This window comes from Staphylococcus sp. HMSC059F04, assembly GCF_001812565.1.
Classification (GTDB): Bacteria; Bacillota; Bacilli; order Staphylococcales; family Staphylococcaceae; genus Staphylococcus; species Staphylococcus lugdunensis.
The window spans coordinates 22223-28348 of sequence record NZ_KV809459.1; the positions used below are offsets into that span (position 1 = coordinate 22223).

Below are 6126 nucleotides of genomic sequence, written 5' to 3' on the forward strand. Positions count from 1 at the left end.
GGTTGAGACATCAGCTTAATATGCAACTAGAAAAGCTTTTTTAATGCGTTTTACCAGATGATACAAAACCCTTAGTTGTCCCGACCTCATAGTTCATTTTTACACATCTAAATCATTTATTCAAAAGTAAGTCTTGCAATTTTTTACAACAAATTATTAGAACTCTAATGTTGCTTTTGCTTGTTCAACAATATCATTTTTGTTTGGTAACCAAACATTTTCAGCTTGAGTGAATGGATAAACTGTATCAGCAGCAGCAACACGTGCAATTGGTGCTTCTAATGATAAAATTGCTCTTTCTTGTAATTCAGCAGCAACATTTGCGCCAACACCTGATTGACGTTGTGCTTCTTGAACAACAACAACGCGTCCTGTTTTTTCAACAGAATCAACTAGCGTATCCATATCTAATGGTTGAACAGTACGTAAGTCAATCACTTCTACTGAATGACCATCTTTTTCAAGTTCTTCAGCAGCTTTAACGGATTCTTGAACCATTGCACCATAAGCGATTAAAGTGATGTCTGTACCTTCTTTAACAACTTTAGCTTTGCCAATTTCAATTGTATATTCTTCTTCAGGTACCTCTTCACGGAATGAACGGTATAATTTCATATGTTCTAAATAAACAACTGGGTCATTAGATCTAATAGATGAAATTAATAAACCTTTTGCATCGTAAGGGCCTGAAGGAATAACCACTTTAATACCAGGTGATTGAGCTAAAATACCTTCCAAGTTATCAGCGTGTAACTCAGGCGTATGTACCCCACCACCAAATGGTGTACGAATAGTTACAGGAGCTGTTTTTGTACCACCTGAACGGAAACGAGTACGCGCGATTTGTCCAGCAACTTCGTCAAACACTTCAAAAACGAAGCCAAGGAATTGAATTTCCATAACTGGACGATATCCTTGAGTAGTTAAACCAAGAGCCAAACCACCAATACCTGATTCAGCTAATGGAGTATCGAATACACGGTCTTCACCGAATTCTTTTTGTAAACCTTCAGTAACACGGAATACACCGCCGTTAACACCAACGTCTTCACCGAAAATTAAAACATTTTCGTCATTTTGCAATTCAGTTTTAAGCGCATTGTTAATCGCTTGAACCATTGTCATTTGTGCCATGGCTTATTTCGACTCCTTCTCTTTGTAAATTTCATATTGTTCAGCTAAGTTTTGAGGCATTTCTTCATACATGATGTCCATTAAGTCAGTAACTTTCTGTTTTTCAACTTTGTCTGCCTCTTTGATTGCTTTTTTAATATCATCTTTAGCACGTTCGATTACTTCGTTTTCTTTATCTTCATTCCATAAACCTTTATTTTCAAGGAATTTTCTGAAACGTACTAATGGATCTTTTTTCACCCATTCTGCATCTTCATCTGAAGTTCTGTAACGAGTTGGGTCGTCACCAGCCATTGTATGTGGTCCATAACGATATGTCATTGTTTCAATTAAAGTAGGACCTTCACCTGCAACTGCACGATCACGTGCTTCTTTAGTTGCTTGATAAACTGCTAATGGATCCATTCCATCAACTTGAATACCAGGAATACCTACAGAAATTGCTTTTTGAGCCAATGTAGTGGCAGCTGTTTGCTTACTACGTGGTGTAGAAATCGCGTAGTTATTATTTTGAATTACAAAAATTGCAGGCGCTTTATAAGCAGAAGCAAAGTTTATACCTTCATAGAAGTCACCTTGTGAAGATCCACCGTCACCTGTGTAAGTAATCGCTACTGCTTTTTTACCACGTTTTTTAATACCAAATGCGACACCAGCAGTTTGAATGTATTGCGCACCGATAATAATTTGTGGACTAAAGGCATTTACACCTTCAGGGAATTGATTTCCTTTGAAGTGACCTCTTGAGAATAAGAATGCTTCAGTTAATGGTAAACCGTGCCAAATAATTTGTGGTACATCACGGTAACCAGGTAAAATAAAGTCTTCTTTTTCTAAAGCATATTGTGAAGCTAATTGTGAAGCTTCTTGTCCTGCTGTAGGCGCATAGAAACCTAGACGTCCTTGTCTATTTAATGAAATAGAACGTTGGTCAAGAATTCGAGTCCATACCATTCTTTCCATCAATTCTACAAGTTGTTCATCTGTTAAATCAGGTACTAAGTCTTCATTTACGACATTACCATCTACATCCAAAATTTGAACCATTTCAAATTTCGATTGCGTCTCATTTAAAACTTTTACTGCATCGAATTGGGCTTGTAACTTAGGAGCCATTCAATTCACCATACCTTTCCCATATAATAGAAATTCATTTTATCCATTTGTATTGTATCATAAATAAATAGACCTGTTAATCAATTTGGAAAAGTTCTGTGTTACTAAAAAAGAATACAGATTATCCATCTGTATTAGTCCATTTAGACAATCTGTATTAGTTAAATCATTCGCTTATTTTGTCAATATCTCCTTTTTCTTTATTGACCTTATTCAACGCTTTTATGTATGCTTCAAATTTTTGCTTAAATGTTTTTTGAGCCTTGTTAATTGCTTCTCCCTTTTCTTTTTCTTGTTGTTGCATAACCGTTTTTTGTTTCAACAATTTAAAGTATGATCGTTCTTTATCTAAAATATTACGATATGCTGCGGCATAATCATCGTGCTTTTTGTATTTATCTTTGAGTGCATCATCAAGTTCCTTGAGTTCTTTTCTTTTGGAATCATCTTTAATTTGATTAATATGTTTGCTTGCTTTTTTGAATTCTTTATTTGAAGCATTCATAGCTTTGACTTCTTTATTAAATTCTTTGCTTCTTTCATTGATATTACTAATCATCTTATCAGCAACTTTAACACGTGTGTCTGGATTATTAGTTACAATTTTTTTATAATACTGTTGCTTTTGCTTTTCTAAATCATTTAATTTTTGACCAGTTGAGTTTATAACTTGTTCATTGCTAGAGGCTTGTTGTATCGTATCTTCATAAGCTCTCACTTCTTTTCTATCCGTTGTACATCCGGCCAGCAAAAGAGTGGATGCAAGTAAGACACCCAAAGCTCGATATAATTTCATTTATAGTCCCTCCCGAGATATACTCACTGTAATGATTGTAATGATATAGAAAGTATTTTTATAAATCAAATCAAATAGCGTATAATAAATGCTATTCAATATAATAGATTATAATTAATAAAGGAAGGTGTATATTCATGTTAACTATGAAAGATATAATTAAAGACGGTCATCCAACATTACGTGCCGAAGCTCAAGATGTTGATTTTCCACTGTCTGATGAAGATAAACAAACTTTAAAATCTATGCGTGAATTTTTAATTAATAGTCAAGACGATGAAATTGCTAATCGATATGGCTTACGATCAGGTGTTGGCTTAGCAGCACCTCAAATAGATATTTCAAAGAAAATGATTGCTGTCTATTTACCTGATGATGGAAATGGTCGTTCTTACGATTTAATGTTAGTCAATCCTAAAGTGATAAGCTATAGTGTTCAGTACGCATATTTACCTACTGGCGAAGGTTGCCTAAGCGTTGATAAAAACATACCTGGTCTCGTTCATAGACACTACCGAGTAACAGTGAAAGCTAAAGACATTGATGGTAAAGATGTTAAACTTAGATTAAAAGGATATCCAGCTATTGTCGTTCAACATGAAATTGATCATTTAAACGGTATCATGTTCTATGATCATATTGATGCCGAACACCCTTTAACACCACTACCTGATTCAATAGAAGTATAATTTGGGAACTGCTAAGCAGTATATTTACAATATTATATAGTTATCAATATATCATGGTAACATCATCACAGCTAGTATCTTTAAAACGAGATACTAGCTGTTCATTTTTGCCATAAAGCTTAGTTTTTTTATAATAATTATCAGTATATTATAAACTGCTTTATTTATTCCGTTACTTCATGTAAAATAATGAATAACTGGAATTTTAGTAAAGTACTTACTAATTTCAATACATGAACGACGAAATATACCCTAGAAAACATAACGGGCAGTAAGATTTTAATTTCAATTAAAAGGCTTGTATGTTGTGACATTTTATTTCATTAATTAAAAAACGAGCAGGACATTGGTACTTAGTTTAGCTACCCTGTGTATGTACTAGGTTCTTATTTAAATTCATTTAAAAGTTAACGTATTAGGAGGAAATAGATAACATGGCAATATTTAAAGTATTTTATCAGCATAATAAAAACGAGGTTATCGTACGAGAAAACACTCAAACTATTTATGTTGAAGGCGAAACAGAAGAACAAGTTAGACGCTATTTAAAAGATCGTAATTATAACATCGAATTTATTACAAAATTAGAGGGCGCACATTTAGAATATGAAAAAGAACATTCTGAACATTTTAATGTGGAGAACGCTGAATAATGAAACAATTACATCAAAATGAAGTAGGTGTATATGCACTTGGCGGTCTTGGAGAGGTAGGTAAAAATACTTACGCCGTTGAGTACAAAGATGAAATTGTCATTATCGATGCTGGAATAAAATTTCCAGATGACAATTTATTGGGTATTGATTACGTTATTCCCGATTACACTTATTTAGAACAGAATCAAGACAAAATTGTCGGTCTGTTTATAACACATGGTCACGAAGACCATATAGGTGGTGTGCCCTACCTATTGAAGCAAATTAATGTGCCTATATATGGTGGCCCATTAGCTCTAGGCTTAATTAGAAATAAATTAGATGAACACAATTTATTAAGAAATGCGGAATTGATTGAAATTACAGAAGATAGTGTAATTAAATCTAAACATTTTGAAGTATCATTCTATCTTACAACACACAGCATTCCCGAAGCATATGGTGTTATTGTTGACACACCTGAAGGTAAAATTGTTCACACGGGAGACTTCAAATTTGACTTTACACCTGTAGGAGCGCCTGCAAATATCGCTAAGATGGCGCAACTTGGTAAAGAAGGCGTATTGTGTCTGTTATCAGACTCTACGAATGCGCTCGTCCCGGACTTCACATTAAGTGAACGTGAAGTTGGCCAAAATGTGGATAAGATTTTTAGAAATTGCAAAGGCCGTATTATCTTTGCAACATTCGCTTCAAATATTTATCGTGTCCAACAAGCGGTAGAGGCAGCAATTAAGTACAACCGTAAAATAGTGACATTTGGTCGTTCAATGGAAAATAATATTAAAATTGGTATGGAGTTAGGCTATATTAAAGCTCCACCTGAAACATTCGTAGAACCTAATAAAATTCATCATATTCCAAAACATGAATTATTGATTTTATGTACAGGTTCTCAAGGCGAACCAATGGCTGCATTATCAAGAATAGCTAATGGTACACACAAACAAATTAAAATCATCCCAGAAGATACAGTTGTATTTAGCTCCTCACCTATACCAGGTAATACTAAAAGTATTAATAGAACCATCAATGCATTATATAAAGCTGGTGCAGAGGTTATTCATAGTAAAATATCTAATATCCACACATCTGGACATGGTTCTCAAGGTGACCAACAATTAATGTTACGCTTAATACAACCCAAGTTCTTCTTACCTATTCATGGTGAGTATCGCATGTTAACAGCACATGGTCAAACTGGTGTGGATTGCGGTGTACCAGAAGAAAATGTCTTTATTTTTGACATTGGTGATGTACTTGCTTTAACACATGATTCAGCACGTAAAGCTGGTCGCATTCCATCCGGTAACGTCTTGGTTGATGGTAGTGGTATTGGTGATATTGGCAATGTAGTTATTCGTGACCGTAAACTTCTTTCTGAAGAAGGTCTCGTGATTGTTGTTGTTAGCATTGATTTCAAAACAAACAAATTATTATCTGGACCAGATATTATCTCACGTGGCTTCGTCTACATGCGTGAATCTGGACAATTGATATACGATGCACAACGTCGCATCAAAACTGATGTTATTTCCAAATTAAATAGTAATAAAGACATTCAATGGCATCAAATTAAATCATCTATCATTGAAACATTGCAGCCTTATTTATACGAAAAAACAGCGCGCAAACCAATGATTTTACCTGTGATTATGAAAGTCAATGAAGAATGATGTTTAGACCATACTAAGGGTCTCAGACATTAAGTTCTTAAACAATGTAAAAAAGCCAA

Annotated in this window: 6 protein-coding genes; 3 read left to right on the top strand and 3 right to left on the bottom strand. The window is 34.3% G+C overall.

Annotated features, from left to right (window positions below):
• Positions 1–156: 156 nt before the first annotated feature.
• The 3 genes from HMPREF2864_RS00430 to HMPREF2864_RS00440 form a co-directional block, all read right to left on the bottom strand.
• Positions 157–1134, bottom strand: coding sequence for an alpha-ketoacid dehydrogenase subunit beta (locus HMPREF2864_RS00430; RefSeq protein WP_070544792.1), 978 nt, complete (start codon positions 1132–1134; stop codon positions 157–159).
• A gap of 3 nt (positions 1135–1137) precedes the next feature.
• Positions 1138–2250: a pyruvate dehydrogenase (acetyl-transferring) E1 component subunit alpha gene (gene pdhA / locus HMPREF2864_RS00435; RefSeq protein WP_070544791.1), complete on the bottom strand. Its 1113-nt coding sequence runs from the start codon at positions 2248–2250 to the stop codon at positions 1138–1140.
• Positions 2251–2416: 166 nt separating this feature from the next.
• Entirely contained in the window at positions 2417–3046 is a 630-nt protein-coding gene (locus HMPREF2864_RS00440; protein ID WP_002459426.1) for a YkyA family protein, read from the bottom strand.
• A 137-nt stretch (positions 3047–3183) separates the two neighbouring features.
• On the opposite strand from HMPREF2864_RS00440, the gene def reads away from it, so the two are divergent.
• The 3 genes from def to rnjA all read left to right on the top strand — a co-directional run bounded on the left by def (position 3184) and on the right by rnjA (position 6067).
• Positions 3184–3735 carry a peptide deformylase gene (gene def, locus HMPREF2864_RS00445; protein ID WP_070544790.1) on the top strand — a complete coding sequence of 184 codons (552 nt, stop codon included), beginning with the start codon at positions 3184–3186 and terminating at the stop codon, positions 3733–3735.
• A 434-nt stretch (positions 3736–4169) separates the two neighbouring features.
• Positions 4170–4388, top strand: coding sequence for a DNA-dependent RNA polymerase subunit epsilon (locus HMPREF2864_RS00450; RefSeq protein ID WP_002459428.1), 219 nt, complete (start codon positions 4170–4172; stop codon positions 4386–4388).
• Complete coding sequence (gene rnjA / locus HMPREF2864_RS00455) at positions 4388–6067, top strand: ribonuclease J1 (RefSeq protein WP_002478368.1); 1680 nt, start codon at positions 4388–4390, stop codon at positions 6065–6067. The genes HMPREF2864_RS00450 and rnjA overlap by 1 nt, the downstream gene beginning before the upstream one ends.
• The last annotated feature ends 59 nt before the right edge of the window (positions 6068–6126 follow it).